The 14,853-nt window shown below is 64.7% G+C and carries 18 protein-coding genes and 1 pseudogene; 11 read left to right on the forward strand and 8 right to left on the reverse strand.

Annotation, left to right across the window (positions count from 1 at the left end; translation table 11 throughout):
- From VK533_RS11855 to VK533_RS11890, 8 genes and pseudogenes are all read right to left on the reverse strand, one after another.
- Window positions 1-207 (reverse strand): annotated as a pseudogene (locus VK533_RS11855) (4-hydroxy-2-oxovalerate aldolase); the annotation flags it as partial.
- Entirely contained in the window at window positions 204-1,142 is a 939-nt protein-coding gene (locus tag VK533_RS11860; RefSeq protein WP_324377879.1) for an acetaldehyde dehydrogenase (acetylating), read from the reverse strand. The gene VK533_RS11860 and the pseudogene VK533_RS11855, both read right to left, overlap by 4 nt.
- A gap of 5 nt (window positions 1,143-1,147) precedes the next feature.
- Window positions 1,148-1,963 carry a 2-keto-4-pentenoate hydratase gene (locus VK533_RS11865; protein WP_324377881.1) on the reverse strand — a complete coding sequence of 272 codons (816 nt, stop codon included), beginning with the start codon at window positions 1,961-1,963 and terminating at the stop codon, window positions 1,148-1,150.
- Entirely contained in the window at window positions 1,942-2,625 is a 684-nt protein-coding gene (locus tag VK533_RS11870) for a class II aldolase/adducin family protein (protein ID WP_324377884.1), read from the reverse strand. The genes VK533_RS11865 and VK533_RS11870 overlap by 22 nt, the downstream gene beginning before the upstream one ends.
- Entirely contained in the window at window positions 2,615-3,502 is an 888-nt protein-coding gene (locus VK533_RS11875; RefSeq protein WP_324377886.1) for a VOC family protein, read from the reverse strand. The genes VK533_RS11870 and VK533_RS11875 overlap by 11 nt, the downstream gene beginning before the upstream one ends.
- 4 nt (window positions 3,503-3,506) lie before the next feature.
- Window positions 3,507-4,049, reverse strand: a complete 543-nt coding sequence (locus VK533_RS11880) for a VOC family protein (RefSeq protein ID WP_324377888.1) — start codon at window positions 4,047-4,049, stop codon at window positions 3,507-3,509.
- 20 nt (window positions 4,050-4,069) lie between these two features.
- Window positions 4,070-5,578: a 2-hydroxymuconic semialdehyde dehydrogenase gene (locus tag VK533_RS11885; protein WP_324377890.1), complete on the reverse strand. Its 1,509-nt coding sequence runs from the start codon at window positions 5,576-5,578 to the stop codon at window positions 4,070-4,072.
- Between the two features lie 68 nt (window positions 5,579-5,646).
- Window positions 5,647-6,333: a GntR family transcriptional regulator gene (locus VK533_RS11890; protein ID WP_324377891.1), complete on the reverse strand. Its 687-nt coding sequence runs from the start codon at window positions 6,331-6,333 to the stop codon at window positions 5,647-5,649.
- A 261-nt stretch (window positions 6,334-6,594) separates the two neighbouring features.
- Between VK533_RS11890 and VK533_RS11895 the strand changes: the two genes are divergently transcribed.
- From VK533_RS11895 to VK533_RS11945, 11 genes are all read left to right on the forward strand, one after another.
- A complete protein-coding gene (locus VK533_RS11895) occupies window positions 6,595-8,832 on the forward strand; it encodes a TonB-dependent receptor (RefSeq protein ID WP_324377893.1) in 2,238 nt (745 codons plus the stop codon).
- Window positions 8,832-9,596 (forward strand): SDR family NAD(P)-dependent oxidoreductase, encoded by a 765-nt coding sequence (locus VK533_RS11900; protein ID WP_324377895.1) that lies wholly within the window; start codon window positions 8,832-8,834, stop codon window positions 9,594-9,596. Before VK533_RS11895 ends, VK533_RS11900 begins: the two co-directional genes overlap by 1 nt.
- A gap of 22 nt (window positions 9,597-9,618) precedes the next feature.
- Window positions 9,619-10,074: an SRPBCC family protein gene (locus tag VK533_RS11905; protein WP_324377897.1), complete on the forward strand. Its 456-nt coding sequence runs from the start codon at window positions 9,619-9,621 to the stop codon at window positions 10,072-10,074.
- Window positions 10,075-10,077: 3 nt separating this feature from the next.
- Window positions 10,078-10,458, forward strand: coding sequence for a nuclear transport factor 2 family protein (locus VK533_RS11910; protein ID WP_324377899.1), 381 nt, complete (start codon window positions 10,078-10,080; stop codon window positions 10,456-10,458).
- Window positions 10,458-11,225, forward strand: a complete 768-nt coding sequence (locus VK533_RS11915) for an SDR family NAD(P)-dependent oxidoreductase (protein ID WP_324377901.1) — start codon at window positions 10,458-10,460, stop codon at window positions 11,223-11,225. Before VK533_RS11910 ends, VK533_RS11915 begins: the two co-directional genes overlap by 1 nt.
- Before the next feature lie 41 nt (window positions 11,226-11,266).
- The gene (locus VK533_RS11920) at window positions 11,267-11,692 is read left to right on the forward strand and encodes a nuclear transport factor 2 family protein (RefSeq protein WP_324377903.1); all 426 of its coding nucleotides are present in this window, start codon (window positions 11,267-11,269) and stop codon (window positions 11,690-11,692) included.
- 12 nt (window positions 11,693-11,704) lie between these two features.
- Window positions 11,705-12,898 (forward strand): cytochrome P450, encoded by a 1,194-nt coding sequence (locus tag VK533_RS11925; RefSeq protein ID WP_324377905.1) that lies wholly within the window; start codon window positions 11,705-11,707, stop codon window positions 12,896-12,898.
- Window positions 12,895-13,431: a nuclear transport factor 2 family protein gene (locus VK533_RS11930; RefSeq protein WP_324377907.1), complete on the forward strand. Its 537-nt coding sequence runs from the start codon at window positions 12,895-12,897 to the stop codon at window positions 13,429-13,431. The genes VK533_RS11925 and VK533_RS11930 overlap by 4 nt, the downstream gene beginning before the upstream one ends.
- Complete coding sequence (locus VK533_RS11935; RefSeq protein ID WP_324377910.1) at window positions 13,428-14,357, forward strand: polysaccharide deacetylase family protein; 930 nt, start codon at window positions 13,428-13,430, stop codon at window positions 14,355-14,357. Before VK533_RS11930 ends, VK533_RS11935 begins: the two co-directional genes overlap by 4 nt.
- Window positions 14,358-14,389: 32 nt before the next feature.
- Complete coding sequence (locus VK533_RS11940) at window positions 14,390-14,707, forward strand: 2Fe-2S iron-sulfur cluster-binding protein (RefSeq protein ID WP_324377912.1); 318 nt, start codon at window positions 14,390-14,392, stop codon at window positions 14,705-14,707.
- The coding region (locus VK533_RS11945) for an FAD-dependent oxidoreductase (protein WP_324377914.1) at window positions 14,704-14,853 on the forward strand (150 nt) is incomplete at its 3' end. The genes VK533_RS11940 and VK533_RS11945, both read left to right, overlap by 4 nt.

Below are 14,853 nucleotides of genomic sequence, written 5' to 3' on the forward strand. Positions count from 1 at the left end.
CCAGTCGGTGTGCGCACCGAAGCCGTAATTGAACGACGAGCCCGCCAGCCCGTCGCCATGCGCCACCTCGATCGCATCGACCTTGGCGGCGTCGAGCGCCTTCGCGATCGCGCGCACATGATCGAGCCCGTACTGATGGCGGATGGCGTGCATGCCGTCCCGCAACGTCACGTCCTGGATGTAGAGCTTGCCCGGCGGAACGCTCATGCCGCGACCCTCTCTTTCGTGCGGTGGGCGATGCGCTCCGCGGTACGCAGCGCAGCGGAGGTCATGATGTCGAGATTGCCGGCATAAGCCGGCAGATAATGGGCCGCGCCCTCGACCTCGAGAAAGACGGTGACCTTGAGCCCGGTGAACTCGCCGCCCAACTCGGGAATGCGCAGCGGCCGGTTGGAACCGATATGCTCGATCTGCACCGCCTGCTTGAGGCGGTAACCGGGCACATAGGTCTGCACCTCGCGCACCATCGCCTCCACCGAAGCCGTGATCGCGGCGTGATCGGCCTCGTCGCACAGGCAGTAGACCGTGTCGCGCATGATCAGCGGCGGTTCAGCGGGATTGAGGATGATGATCGCCTTGCCCCGGCCGGCGCCGCCCACATCGACGATCGCCTGCGAGGTGGTCTCGGTGAATTCGTCGATATTGGCGCGCGTGCCGGGCCCTGCGCTCTTCGACGAAATCGAGGCGACGATCTCGCCATAATGCACCTTGGCGACGCGATTGACCGCCGCCACGATCGGGATGGTCGCCTGCCCGCCGCACGTGACCATGTTCACGTTGGGCGCATCGAGGTTCGCGTCGCCGTTGACCGAGGGGATCGTATAGGGGCCGATCGCCGCCGGGGTCAGATCGATCACCCGCTTGCCGTGCAGCAGCAGCAATTCGCTATGCCGCTTGTGCGCCCCCGCCGACGTCGCGTCGAACACGATTTCGATGTCGCGGAAGCCCGGCATCTGCACCAGCCCCTCGATGCCGCCCGCCGTAACGGGAACACCCAGGCGCTCGGCCCGCTTGAGTCCATCCGATTCCGGATCGATGCCGGCAAAGGCGCCCATTTCCAGCACGTCGGACAGGCGCATCACCTTGATCATCAGGTCGGTGCCGATGTTGCCCGAACCGATGATCGCAACCTTGGTCTTCATACCGCTCACTTTCCGAAAGCTACGCGAACGGAGCCCAGCCCTTCGATGCGCGCCAGCACGCTGTCGCCGGGGCGGACCGCCACCATTGGCCCGAGCGCGCCCGCGAGCACCACGTCTCCGGCACCCAGCGGACTGCCAACCTCGGCCATCGTCCGGGCCAGCCAGCCGAGCGCATGCAGCGGATTGCCCAGACATGCGGCGCCCGCGCCGAACGACGCCGGCTCGCCATTCTTTTCGAGCACCATGCCGCAGAGCCGAAGATCGAGATCGGCCACGGGAACCGGATGGCAGCCGAGCACGAACAGTCCGGACGACGCATTGTCCGCGACCGTATCGACGATGCGAATATTCCAGTCGGCGATCCGGCTGTCGACGATCTCGATCGCGGGCAGCGCGTAGGCGACGGCATCGATCAGTTCGGCCGTCGTCAGGCGCGCAACATCCACCGGGCGCGCCATCACGAACGCGATTTCCGCCTCCACTTTCGGCTGCAGCAGCCGTCCCACCGGCACCGTATCGCCGTCATTGACCGCCATGTCCGCGAACAGCGTGCCGAAGTCCGGCTGGTCCACCCCAAGCTGGGTCTGGACCACCTTCGCAGTGAGGCCGATCTTGGCGCCGACGCGGACGCGGCCTTGCGCCAGCCAGAAAGCGGTGTTCGCCGCCTGAATGGCATAAGCGTCCTCGATCGTGGCATCGACCAATGCTTCACGGATCGGCGCGATCGGCACCCCCGTTTCGTAAGCCGTGCGCAAGGCGGCGGCCTGATGGTCGAGCGCGCCACGCAGGCGGCCGCCTCTCACCGGGTCGAGGGTTGCCATTCGGAGTCTCCAAAGCAGAGGAAGTCCCACATGCGTTCGTAAAGGCCGCCCGCCTTGATGGCGCGTGTTGCGGCCTCCTGGGATGTATATTCGCGCGGCCGCTCGCCCACCGCCGCCAGCAGCGCGAGTTCGATGCGCGCCGCATCCTCAAGGAAGAAGGCGTGCGCCGCGGCCTCCATCAGCGTCTCACCGACGGTGACGCAGCCATTGCCCGACAGCACGATGGCGCGCGCGGTGCCGAGCATATCGGCCACGGCGGCCGCGGATGCATCGTCGCGCACCAGCGCCACATTCGGCCAGAGCGGCGCTGCGGGCGCGAAATAGGCGCCAAGCCCATGGAGCGCCCGCGGCGTCCGCCCGAGCGCCGACAGCGCCATCAAGGCCGGTGGCTGGACGCGGCAGATGCCGCCCACGTTGGCCCGCCGCCGATAGATTTCACGGTGGATCCGCACTTCCGGCAGCGCGCCATCCAGCAGCGGTGCATCGAGCGCGACCTCAACGCCGGGATGTCCCACGGGAACCAGGCCGAGTGGCGATGCCGGCGACACGAGGAAGCGATCAGTGGCCGTTCGTAGGCTGACATGGCCATAGGCGTGGGCGAGGCCGTGCCGGCCCATCGCCCGTGCCGCCAGCCGCATCGCATGCGCTGGATCAGGCGGCACGGGCCAAGGCCGCTTCCGTCTTGAATTCCGGAATATCGGGTTCCGAGCCCCACATGCAGAAGGAGCTCGGCACCATCGGAAATTGCCGGGGAACGTAGGTCTTCTCATCCTGTTCGGTGATCAGCCGGACACCGGTCGAATATTCATAGACCATCTTGTCCGGCCCCTCGAAATACAGGAACCGCGCGCCGGACGTCGGATGCCGCCCCGGCCCGAATACGGTCCGGACATTGTTCTTCTTGAGGTGGTACCAGGAGCGCATGATGTCGTCGGGCGTCTCCACCTGGAAGTTGATGTGCTGCACCCCCGCGAAGCTCGACGGGAACAGTGCGATCTTGTGGTGGACGTCATCGATCCGCAGCAAAGCGGCGTCGCCGATCCAATCGCTCACCTTGGCCGACAGGAAACCGGTCCAGAAGGCTTCGTCCTCCTTGGGGTGCGCCGTGCGCAGGCCGATATGGCTGAACGAGGTGATGCCGGCATCGCGCGACGGAAAATAGCGCGTGCCGCTATGATGGGGACGGGCGACCAGATCGATCACGTTGCCGGTAAGGTCCTGGATGGTGATCAGCGCGCCCACGCGCCGTTGCTCGCGCTCGTCGGCCGTGCCCGCCCGCACCGCGATGCCCGCAGCCTCGAATTGCGCGGCAGCGGCGTCGAGCTCCGCCTCGGTCTTGAGCTCGAAGCCGGCAACATGCGTGCTGTCGCGCCCGCGCACATAAACGAGGTTATGGTCGCGGTCGTCGCCGCGCAGATAAGCGGCGTTCGCCTCGCGCCCGACCAGCTCCAGCCCCAGAACCTGCGTGGCGAACCGGACGCTCTCATCGAGGTCGTCCGAACCGATACGGACGTACCGGATATCGTGAAGATCGGCCATGGTCTCAGCTATCCTTGGTGAGCGTCTCTTTCGGGCGGGCGAACTTCCGGCTCATGTGGCCGACGCCGGTCTGATCGCCGAGCGAGAAGCCCCACGAATAGCCGCCCTTGGGATTGCAGAGGATCTCCCAGGCATTGTCGTCCAGATCCCAGAAGTAGAAGCAGTAGGTGCCGTGCTGCACGACCGGTTTGGTGAGTTTCTTGATGCCCCACTTCTCGGCCTGCGCCTTCACCGTCTCATAGGCGGCATCGACTTCGGCCTCGGTGCCGACATCCAGGCCGTTATGGTTGAGGAAGGGCATGGTCTCCTTCTTCTTGGTCGGACTTTGCACGACCACGACGATCTGGTCACCGCCGAGCCGCGCCCAGAAGGACACGTCCGCCATCTGGACCGTCTGGAAACCCAGGAATTCGTCGAAGAACTTCCGCGTCTGCTTGATGTCGCGGCATTCGAGCGTCGCGTGGCTATAAAAGTTGAGCTTGAGTGCCGGCTCGGGCTTCGTTGCGGAAGCCGCGGACTGTTCGGGCGCGTTGGCTGTGGTCGCCATGGTTCCTCTCCTTCGTTTCGTCAGAGCTTGATGCAGATGTTGGTCGGCTCGGAGTAGAAATTGATGGAATGCTCGCCGCCCTCGCGGCCGATGCCCGACATCTTCGCGCCGCCGAACGGCGTGCGCAGGTCGCGCAGGAACCAGCAATTCACCCAGGAGATGCCGACTTCCATTTCCTTGCCGACGCGATGGGCGCGCGCCAGGTCCGTCGTCCAGATGCTGGAGGCGAGCCCATAATCGGTGTCGTTCGCCAGCCGGATCGCCTCCTCCTCCGTATCGAAGGGCGCGATGTGCGCGCAGGGCCCGAAGATTTCCTCGCGGCAGATGCGGGCGTCCGGGCCCAGTCCGGTCCACAAGGTCGGCTCCACGAAATAGCCGTCCGCGGCCTCGCCTTTGAGTTGTGGCACGCCGCCGCCGGTAATCAGCGTCGCGCCCTCGGCGATCGCCAGGCGATAATATTCGAGCACCTTGCGGCGATGCTCGTCCGAGATCAGCGGCCCTAGCGTTGTTCCCTCCGCATATGGCGCACCCGCCTTCAGCCCCTCGGCCTTGGCCTTCATGGCCGCGACGAAACAGTCGAACACCGGGCGCTCGACGTATATGCGCTCCGGCGCGAGACAGACCTGGCCGGTATTCAGAAAGACCGCGCGCGCGAGGCCGGCAACCGCCGCGTCGAGATTGGCGTCGGCGAATATGATCGCGGGATTCTTGCCGCCCAGTTCGAACGAAAGCGCCTTAACCGTCGGCGCCGCAGCCTTCATGATGGCGGCGCCGGTGCGGGTCTCGCCGGTGAAGGTAATCGCCCGGATGCCGGGATGGGTCGTGAGCAACTCGCCGGCCGAGCCCGGACCGAAGCCGTGCACGACATTGAACGCGCCGTCGGGCATGCCGACCTCCGCCATCACCTCGCCCAGCAAGGTTGTGGTCGACGGCGTTTCCTCAGACGGCTTCACGATCACCGCATTGCCGCACGCCAGTGCGGGGGCCGCCTTCCATGTCATCAGCAGCAGCGGCAGATTCCAGGGCGAGATGATCCCGACGACACCGAGCGGCTTGCGTACGGCGTAATTGAGCGCCTTGCCGCCATCGGGCGTGTCCATCTCGAAACATTCGGTCGACAGATTGGCGATCGCGTCGGCGAACACCCGGAAGTTGGCGGCGCCGCGCGGAATATCCAGGTGATGCGCCAATTCGTAGGGCTTGCCCGTGTCCGCGATCTCGGCCTCGAGGAAATCGTCGAACCGCTCTTCGATCCGATCGGCGACCCGGATCAGAAGCGCCCGCCGCTTGGCGAGCGGCATCCGTCCCCAATCCCCCTCGACCGCGCGCCGCGCGGCGACGACGGCGAGATCGATCGTCTCCGCATCGGCTTCCAGCGCCCGGGCATGCACTTTCCCAGTGGCGGGATTGTAGACGTCGAAGGGCGTGCCGCGATCCAGGAATTGGCCGCCGACAAAGTTGCGCAGGATACGCGGCGCGGCTCCGGCCGACGCTGCGGCGACATCCTTGTTGAGCAAAGCGGCATCCATTCAGTGGGCTCCCTCGATATAGAGGGTATACGTCCTAAATAGTGGATGCACAAGTGATCCTGTTTGCCTCAGGACCCTTTGGCTGAAGCGATCGCGAAACGGAGGCTGGCGCGCAGATTGGCGGTGTCGTGCTCGGGCGCGAGCGCCGCCAACACCTCAAGCGCGGTACGCGCCAGGTGGCGCGCGGCAAGCTCGGCCGCGGCCGGCGCGTCACCACTGGCCATAGCCTCGTACAGGGCGCGATGCTCGGTTTCGCCGCGATGCCACCAGCCCGCCAGATGCTCCCCCTTATAGGCCGACTGGTAGCGCGCGCTGCGCAGCTCCAGCTCGCGCAGATCGGCCATGAACGACTCGCCCGCGGCCGAGACGATAAGGCTGTGCAGGTCGCGATGAAGCTGCTGCCACGTCGCAAAATTATCGTGCGACTCGTCGCCCTCCAGCGCCTCGATCACCCTCCGCAACTCCGCCATGGTGGAAGGCCGCGACTCGACTGTCGTCAGCGTGACGCCGAAGGCCTCGAGCAGGATCCGCTTCATGTAGAGCGACTCGATATCCTTCGGATCGAAGCCAAGCACGCGACTTCTCACGTTGGGATCGCCCGACACGAGGCCGCCTTCCTGAAGCATGCGCAGCGCCTCGCGGACCGGTGTCCGGCTGACGTTCAGGCTGCGCGCGACCTCCACCTGCGAGAGCAAGGTGCCCGGCTTGAGCTGCCCGCTGAGAATCAATCGCCGGAGCGCGTCGTGGACGTCCACGGCCGTACGACGACCGTCGGCTTTCGGGAGTGGCTGAAGGAGGCCTGGCTGGATTCGCATGGGTGCCTGAGGATTGTTCACATTAGCATCCGTCATTTTGAAGCGCAGGTCGAGCCCGGAGGATCGTCTGCCACAACCGGAAAGGAAGTATAGGTCCTATCTTGACAGGCATCGCCAGTCGTGGAAAATGTGTATCCACTTTAGCCGCTCATGAGAAGCGGGGCGGTGGATTTGCCGGCTGAAATATAGAGGGAGGGATGGATGAGTAGGTTTGACCTGCGGGCGAAGCTCTTGATATCGGCAGCGGTGGCGGCAGCGATCGCGGCCTCGGCCAGCGCGGAACCGGCGCCGGCATCGAATGCTGCGGCGCCCGACGCGGCGGCGGCAGCCCCGGACGCAACCGCTCAGCCGTTGACCGACGAAGGCATCGGCGAGATCGTCGTCACCGCGCAGAAGCGAAGCGAAAACCTTCAGAAGACACCCGCCGCCGTCACCGCGGTGACCGGCGCCGCGATCACGCAACGCGGTATCACCAACCTGTCGGCAGCACAGGAGCTGGTGCCCGGCGCGCGCTTCCATCAGGAAGGCAACACGACCCAGGTATTCCTGCGCGGCGTTGGCTCAAACCTGGACTTCGCCAACGTCCAGCCGTCCGTCGCCTTCAACTTCAACGGCATCTTCATCCCGCGCGAGGGCACGAGCGTCGGCCTTTTCGACGTGGACCGCCTGGAAGCCCTGCCGGGGCCACAGGGCACGCTTTACGGCCGCAGCGCGATCGGCGGCACGGTCAACGTCAGCTTCAACCGCCCGGAATTCACCAACAGCCTCAGCGGCAATGTCGAGGCCGGCAATTACAACTTGTTGCACGGCACGGTGGTGGGGAACCTGGCCGCTTCGGACAGCTTCGCGGTGCGCGCCGCGATCGATTACAATTACCGCGATGGCTATATGGTGACCGGATCGGACTCGAAGAAGGATTTTTCGGGCCGCCTGAGCTTCCTTTACAAACCGAGCAGCGACGTGACCCTATATTGGTGGGGGTATCATGCGGAAAAGCACGGAAATACACCTAACCTGGTCAACAAGGGCTCGCGCCCGACCTATGATGCCGCGGGCAATCTAACCGGCTTCGTTTATGACGAGAATGCGTTCCTGCTGCCCAATCCCTACAACGATCTGCGTCCGGGCACGCTCGCTTCGACTGCGCCATTCGGCCAGCCGACGCCATCGACCCAGCATTATCAGAATTGGGTCACCGGCGCCCAGCTGGACGTCAAGCTCGGCGATCATGTCACGCTGACCTACATTCCGGGTTACTTCTTCCTCAACTCGACCGTCCATGTTTACTGGCTGGGCGTGCTGCCCGCCTACAAGCAGGACATCTATCACGAGACCACGCATGAATTGCGGCTGGCAGGCGATATCGGACGCCTGAACTGGCTGATCGGCCTTTACGGTTATAGGACCGTCCAGTCCGGCGAGGCGCTGGTCGGCACGGCGGTCGGACCGGGCGGGCCCGCGATCCCCGGCACGCCCTTCCCGTTCCATTCGAGCGACGTGATCCGCAACCGCCTCCAGGGCGCCGCCATCTTCGGACAGGCGACCTATAATCTCTCCGATGCGCTGCGCCTCACGGTTGGCGGGCGATATGGAACGGACAATACCAAAGCACATGGCATTTCGCTCGACGACCAGACGACGCCGTATTTCTTCGACCACACCTCGCATCGCTTCGACTACAAGGTCGGCGCGCAATATGACGTCGCACCGCGCATCATGGTCTATGCGCAGTATCAAACCGGCTACCAGCCCGCGACGTTCAACGAGGTGGCCGATCTGCCCAACCGCAGCAATCTGGTGAAGACCGGCAAGCTGCAGTCGATCGCCGGTGGCATCAAGACCCGCTTTTTCGACAACACCTTGCAGATCAACGACGAGATCTTCTACTCGGTCTACAAGGATCTCGCGATCCAGGCTTACGATGCCAGCAAGCTGTTCAATCCGATCTTCAATGCGGGCAAGGTCACGATCCCGGGCAATCAACTCGACGTGCTGTGGCAACCGACCCACAATGATCGGATCAACGTGTCGGTCAGCTACATCAAATCGCGCAACAAGGATTTCGTGACCCCGGACGGCGTCAGCTATAACGGCCTCGCCGGGCCTTATGCTGCGGACTGGACGATCAGCGGCGGCGTTTCGCACGACTTCCAGCTGCGGTCCGGCTATATCCGTGCCGAGGGCGACGCCCGTTACGAGAGCAAGTGGTGGGCCGATTTCGTCCACAATCTCGGCACGCGTCAGGATCCCTATGCGAAGATCAACGCAGCGCTCACTTATTTCTCGGAAGACGGGCGGTGGAACTTCGGCCTGTGGGGACGTAATCTCACCAACAAGGTCGTGATCGCTGCAACCGCGGCGGCCGGAATCCCCGGCCCAGCGACCGCCTATCTCGACTCGCCTCGCACCTATGGCGTTCGCGCGGGGTTCAAGTTCTGATGGCCGCACTGGCAAGCAAGTCGATCATCGTTACCGGGGCTGGCGGCGGAATCGGCGCCGCCGCCAGCCTGGTGCTCGCCGCCGCCGGGGCGCGGCTCGTGCTCAGCGACAACAATGCGGCGGCCGGCGAAGCGGCGGCGCAAACCGTACGCGCCGCCGGGGGAGAAGCCGCTTTCGTCGAAGCCGATCTCGCGTCCGAGGCCGCCATTTCAAACCTCGTGGCGGAGGCGGTCAAACGGTACGGCCGGCTCGACGGGGCGTTCAACAATGCCGGTGTCGAACAGCGCAACAAGCCGCTCGACGAACTCAGCCTCGAGGAATGGGAGCTGGCGATCCGGATCGATCTGACCGCCGTCTTCCTGTGCATGAAGCATCAGGTCAAAGCGATGCTGGCGACGGGCGGTGGCGCGATCGTCAACACGGCTTCGTCGCTTGGCCAGGTCGGTCTCGCCGGAGCGTCGGAATATTGCGCGGCCAAGCATGGCGTGATCGGCGTCACCCGCGCCGCCGGCGCGGATTATGGCGCGCGCGGCATCCGCGTGAATGCGATCCTGCCCGGCATCACCCGCACCCCGATGATCGCGCGGCTGAGCGACGATCCGCAGCTTGCCGAGATATTCGACCGCCTGAAGTTACGCCATTCGATGCACCGCTTCGGCGAGCCAAGCGAGATCGGGGACGCGGTCGTCTGGCTGCTGTCCGATCAAGCCTCGTTCGTGAATGGTGCGGCAATTGCCGTCGATGGCGGCTACCTTTCCACCTGAGTCCAGTTGAGCGGAGACGACCATGTACACCCTGTCCTATGCGACCCCCGTCAACCCCGCCGGAGCGGATCCCGTACTCGCCCGCGATCAGGTGTGGCGCGGTCTCGAAATGAAGGCGGAGAACGCCCTCCCCTTCGTGCCGGGCATGTCCAAGTGCGAGGTGGTCGAACGCAAGGACAACATGATCCTGCGCGACGTCACCTTCGCCGGATCGTCACACCGCGAGCGCATCCTGCTCCATGCGCCCGTGCAGGTACAGTTCGAGCGGGTCGGCGAGAATGGATTTATCCAGAACACGATCTCGGATTCGGAAGCGGGATTGCAGCTCACTTTCACCTTCGGCCTCAATTTTCCCGGTGTCACAGCCGGGTCGCCCGAAGAACAGGCCAAGGGCGACGAGATGAAGGGGGCTTATATCGGTGCGGTCGCGGCCACGCTCGAACGTGTCCGCCAAATGGTTCGCAACGGGGAGCTCTGAGCGATGCCGACGGTGATGGCCGACGATTGGGCGGCGGATTTCTTTCAGGACGCGGACGGTTTCGAGTTGCCGAAGCTGGTCGCCTGGTTCTCCGACGATATCGAGGTGCGCTTCGGCAATGCACCGGCGATCCACGGCAAGGCCGCGGCCGAGGCCGCGTTCGGCGGCTTCTGGTCGAGCATCGCCGGCATGCGCCACAAGCGCGAATCGATCGTGATCGATGGCGACCTCGCCGCGCAGTTCAGCCAAGTGACCTATGCCCGGCACGATGGCAGCGAGGCGACGATGCCGGTCGCGAGCCAGCTCCGCCGCACCGGCGAGCACCAGATAGACCGGCTCTGGATCGTGATCGACATGGCGCCTCTGTTCCAGGCGGCCGTTTGATGGACCTCGCCCGCCGTCTTGCCGGCCGCACCTGCATCATCACCGGTTCCGGCGGATCGATCGGCCGCGCCACGTGCCTGCGTTTCGCGGCCGAAGGCGCCAACGTCGTCGGCTGCGACATCAATCCGGACGGCGCCGAAGAGACGGTCCGCCTCGTCGCCGAAGCCGGCGGCACCATGATCTCGATCCATCCCGCCGACCTCACCAACAAGATGGTCTGCGCCGAAGTCGTCGCGGCGGCGGTGGCGAAGTTCGGCGGGGTCGATGTGCTCTTCAACAACGGCGCGATGGCCTATTTCGCCTGGATCGAGGATATGGCCGACGAGACCTGGTACAAGACCATCAACCAGGAGCTCGATCTCGTCTTCCTGATGACGCGCGCGGTGTGGCCCGAGCTGGTCAAGTCCAGTGGCGCGATCGTCAATGTCGCGTCGCTGTCCGCCTGGGCCGGCATCGAACTGCTGCCCGGCCTTGCCCATTCGGCCGCCAAGGGCGGCGTACTGTCGATGACGCGCGAACTGGCGATGGAAGGGCGCAAGCACGGCATCCGCGCCAATTCGGTATCGCCGGGCACGATCGAAACCAACCAGACCCGCTTCATTCTCGACGATCCCGAATGGTGCCGGATCCAGCTTGGCCGCGCGATGATCAATCGGATGGGCCAGCCGGAAGAAGTCGCCAGCGTCGTGGCTTTCCTGGCCAGCGACGACGCCTCCTACGTCACCGGCGCCGATATCGCCGTCGATGGCGGTGTGCGGGCCTGGTAACCCGCAAGGCTGGTCCGAAACCAAGTAAGGAGGAGAGGCAGATGGTCGCTGATCACTGGGTGCTGGAGCGCTTTCGCGCCGTCGACCGCAAGGACATCGACGGATTCATCAACATGCTGACCGACGACCACAAATTCGTGTTCGGCGGACGCCCGCCGGTGATCGGCAAGGACGATGCCCGTGCGGTCGTACTTCATTTCTGGTCGCTGATCGGTCGTCTGCGCCACAATATCTGGCGCGTGACCGAGGCGGGCGAGTTCATCTTCGTCGAGGCCAACGTCGATTACGAACGCCTCGACGGCAAGGTCGTCACCGTTCCGTGCTGCGACGTGATCCGCACGCGCGGCGACAAGTTGTGCGAGCAATATGCCTATCTCGATCAGTCGCCTGTCTGGGCCGAGGTGATCGAGGGGAATCGCACCTGGGACGATGCCAAACAGGAAATCGAGGGGCTTCAGATCGCCTGAAGGAAGCGTCCGATGAACGATCATACGCGATCATCGCGGGACTGGAGCTGCTACACCGCCACGCCCGCCGAAAGCCTGGCCCTGTTCGAAGCTTCGCGCGGCTGCCCGGTCGCGCACAGCGACGAGCATGACGGCTTCGCTCTGCTGCTCGACTATGCGGCGGTGCGCAAGGCGATGGCCGATCATCGCCGCTTCTCGTCCGAACCGCAGGTGCTGCGGCCAATGTTGCCGCGCAAACCGATCCCCGCGCTCGAGATGGACCCGCCACGCCACAGCGCATGGCGCGCCATCTTCAGCCAGGCGCTGCCGCCGGGTACGCCCGAGCGCATGGCGCCGTTCATCCGCGCCGACATCCGGAGCCATCTCGCCCGCATCGCGCCGGCGGGGTGCTGCGACATCGTGGCCGAGCTGTGCGAGCCGGTCCCGGCCGAGACGATCTGCCACCTCGTCGGAATCGACCAGAACCTTGTGCCGGGCGTTCGCCGCACCGCCATCGCCATGTTCGCAGCGCAGGGCGATCCGGACCTGTTCGGAATCCGGCAGGCCGAATTCGGCGCCGTGACCGTCGCTCAGGTCCACGACCGTCGCGCCAACCCGCGCGATGACTTCATGACCGCGCTCAGCACGATGGAGGTCGAGGGTCGCAAGCTCGACGATGCGGATTATGTAGGGCTCCTCGCGGCCTTCCTGGGGGCGGGGCATCATTCCACCACATCGGCGATGGCGAGCCTGATCTGGGCTGTCTTCTCCGATGCCGGAATTCGCGATCGTATCGCCGCCGACCCCACCCTGATCGAGCGCGCGGTCGAGGAGACGTTGCGCCTCTATCCGCCTTTCTACGGCTTCTTCCGGCGCACAACCTGCCCGGTCGAGGTCAACGGCGTCGAGCTCGGCACGGGTGAGGATGTCTATATCGGCTGGGCGGCCGCCAACCGCGATCCCGCCCAGTTCGATGCACCGGCCCGCTTCGATCTCGACCGGCCCAACAGCCGCCACATGAGTTTCGGCTTCGGCATCCACAGCTGCCCCGGCGCCGGCCTCGCGCGGATGGAGCTGAAGATCCTGCTGGAGGAGCTGCTGACCTGGCTTCCCGATCTCACCATCGTGGAGCCGGTGCCCCCCTTCCGGTTCGGCGGGGGCGATTATGCTTTCCTGCCAAGCCTGCCCGTCCGCTTCACGCCAGGAAAACTCGAGGAGAGATCATGACCGACGCCGACAAGCTCGCCGTGCTCTGGGACGAGCGCGCGATCACCAAGGTGATGCTCAATTTCGGGCGTGCGCTCGATGCGGGAGATTGGCCGCTCTACCGTTCGACCTTCACCGATCATGTGCTGATCGATTTCAAGCGGCTAACCGGCTGCGACGAGATCCGTGTTTCGGCGGACGACTGGACCGACTTTGCGGAACTGATCCTGTCGCCGGTGCGGCGCCATCACACCTATTCCAACTTCCATATCGACGTCGACGGCGATCACGCCCTCGCGCTGGTTTACATGACGGCACGCCACTGGAAGGCGACGGACCTGGGCGTGTCGGAATATAATCAATATGGCTGGTACGACGTCCATTTCGAGCGGCGCGGCGAGCGTTGGCTGATCGCGCGCATCAAGCATGATTTTCAATGGGTGTCCGGCAACAACGCCCTGTTCGACATGAGCGAGCCGAACCTCGCCGCCAGCATGGCGAAGGTATTTTGCGACGAGAACCGCAAGGCGGCGATCGCGGCGCTGGCCCTATGATAGCGAGTTCGACCCAGTCGCCGCGCTACGATTTCCTGCCGATCACGCGGCGGCGTCCGGTACGCTTTCCGGGCGGCAAGCGCCTCGCGGTGATGATCTACGTCAATATCGAGCATGTGCCGTTCGGCACGACCGGCCTCGCCCATGCCATCTATCCCGGCACGCTCGATCTCAGCCCCGACATCCTCAATCACGGCTGGCGCGACTACGGCAACCGCGTCGGGTTGTGGCGGCTGATGGCGGCGATGGACCGCACCGGCTTTCGCGGGACGGTCAACCTCAACAGCGACGTGTGCCGCGAATATCCGGAGATCATCGCGGAAGGGAATGCGCGCGGCTGGGAATGGTGCGTTCAGGGCGACAACAACACCAGCATCTGCACGCGGATGGATCGCGAGGCCGAGCGCGCCTTCATCCGCGACCAGATCGCGATCGTGGAGCAGGCGACCGGCAAGCGACCGCGCGGCTGGATGGGCATGTGCCTCGCCGAGAGCTTCGATTCACCCGATCTGCTGGCCGAGGCCGGTATCGAATATGTGTCCAACTACACGCATGACGAACTGCCGGTACCGCTGCGCACCCGCAGCGGATCGTTGATCACCATACCCTACACGCTGGAGATCAACGACGTGCCGACCATCATGGGCAAGGGCACCACGGCGGCAGCGTTCGCCGAGATGATCCGCGATCAATTCGACGTGCTATATGCCGAGGCCGCCGAGCTGCCACGCGTCATGTCGATGTCGGTGCATCCGTTCATCACCGGCCATCCTTTCCGAATGAAGCACTTCGCGGAGGCGCTCGCCTACATCGCCGGCCACGATGACATCTGGCTGGCCACGGGGGGCGAGATCAACGACTGGTTCCGCACGCACTTTCTCGATGCGCTCCCGGCAGAAGCACCAGAGGTGGCCGCGCATGCGTGAGCCCGGTAGCGGCGCGATGGCGGGGACCGACAATGCCTGACCTGACGATTGTAGCCCGCGACGGCACCGAACATGTCGTGGAGGCGGACGACGGCCTGAGCGTGATGGAGGCGATCCGCGATGCCGGCGTCGACGAGCTCATGGCGATCTGCGGCGGATGCTGCTCGTGCGCGACCTGCCACGTCTATGTCGACGACGCATTCGCCGATCGCCTGCCGTCTATGAGCGAGGATGAGGACGAACTTCTGGATAGTGCCAGCCGGCGCCGGCCGCAGTCGCGTCTTTCCTGTCAGATTCCGTTCGACGATTCACTCGATGGACTGCGCATAACCATCGCACCCGAGGAATGACCGCGCACTACGACATATTGATCGTTGGCGCGGGCCATGCCGGCGCGCAGGCTGCGATCGCGCTGCGCCAGGCCAAGTTCGAAGGCACGATCGCCATCGTCGGCGACGAGCCGGAGATTCCCTACGAGCGCCCTCCGCTGTCCAAG

The organism is Sphingomonas sp. (assembly GCF_035317925.1).
Classification (GTDB): domain Bacteria; phylum Pseudomonadota; class Alphaproteobacteria; order Sphingomonadales; family Sphingomonadaceae; genus Sphingomonas_I.

What these genes read in the sequence shown, in the direction of transcription:
- VK533_RS11900 (WP_324377895.1), top strand. Translation starts at nt 8,832, where the DNA reads ATGGCCGCACTGGCAAGCAAGTCGATCATCGTTACCGGGGCTGGCGGC.
- VK533_RS11885 (WP_324377890.1), bottom strand. Translation starts at nt 5,578, where the DNA reads ATGGATGCCGCTTTGCTCAACAAGGATGTCGCCGCAGCGTCGGCCGGA.
- VK533_RS11895 (WP_324377893.1), top strand. Translation starts at nt 6,595, where the DNA reads ATGAGTAGGTTTGACCTGCGGGCGAAGCTCTTGATATCGGCAGCGGTG.
- VK533_RS11935 (WP_324377910.1), top strand. Translation starts at nt 13,428, where the DNA reads ATGATAGCGAGTTCGACCCAGTCGCCGCGCTACGATTTCCTGCCGATC.
- VK533_RS11940 (WP_324377912.1), top strand. Translation starts at nt 14,390, where the DNA reads ATGCCTGACCTGACGATTGTAGCCCGCGACGGCACCGAACATGTCGTG.
- VK533_RS11875 (WP_324377886.1), bottom strand. Translation starts at nt 3,502, where the DNA reads ATGGCCGATCTTCACGATATCCGGTACGTCCGTATCGGTTCGGACGAC.
- VK533_RS11865 (WP_324377881.1), bottom strand. Translation starts at nt 1,963, where the DNA reads ATGGCAACCCTCGACCCGGTGAGAGGCGGCCGCCTGCGTGGCGCGCTC.
- VK533_RS11925 (WP_324377905.1), top strand. Translation starts at nt 11,705, where the DNA reads ATGAACGATCATACGCGATCATCGCGGGACTGGAGCTGCTACACCGCC.
- VK533_RS11930 (WP_324377907.1), top strand. Translation starts at nt 12,895, where the DNA reads ATGACCGACGCCGACAAGCTCGCCGTGCTCTGGGACGAGCGCGCGATC.
- VK533_RS11910 (WP_324377899.1), top strand. Translation starts at nt 10,078, where the DNA reads ATGCCGACGGTGATGGCCGACGATTGGGCGGCGGATTTCTTTCAGGAC.
- VK533_RS11905 (WP_324377897.1), top strand. Translation starts at nt 9,619, where the DNA reads ATGTACACCCTGTCCTATGCGACCCCCGTCAACCCCGCCGGAGCGGAT.
- VK533_RS11920 (WP_324377903.1), top strand. Translation starts at nt 11,267, where the DNA reads ATGGTCGCTGATCACTGGGTGCTGGAGCGCTTTCGCGCCGTCGACCGC.
- VK533_RS11915 (WP_324377901.1), top strand. Translation starts at nt 10,458, where the DNA reads ATGGACCTCGCCCGCCGTCTTGCCGGCCGCACCTGCATCATCACCGGT.
- VK533_RS11860 (WP_324377879.1), bottom strand. Translation starts at nt 1,142, where the DNA reads ATGAAGACCAAGGTTGCGATCATCGGTTCGGGCAACATCGGCACCGAC.
- VK533_RS11880 (WP_324377888.1), bottom strand. Translation starts at nt 4,049, where the DNA reads ATGGCGACCACAGCCAACGCGCCCGAACAGTCCGCGGCTTCCGCAACG.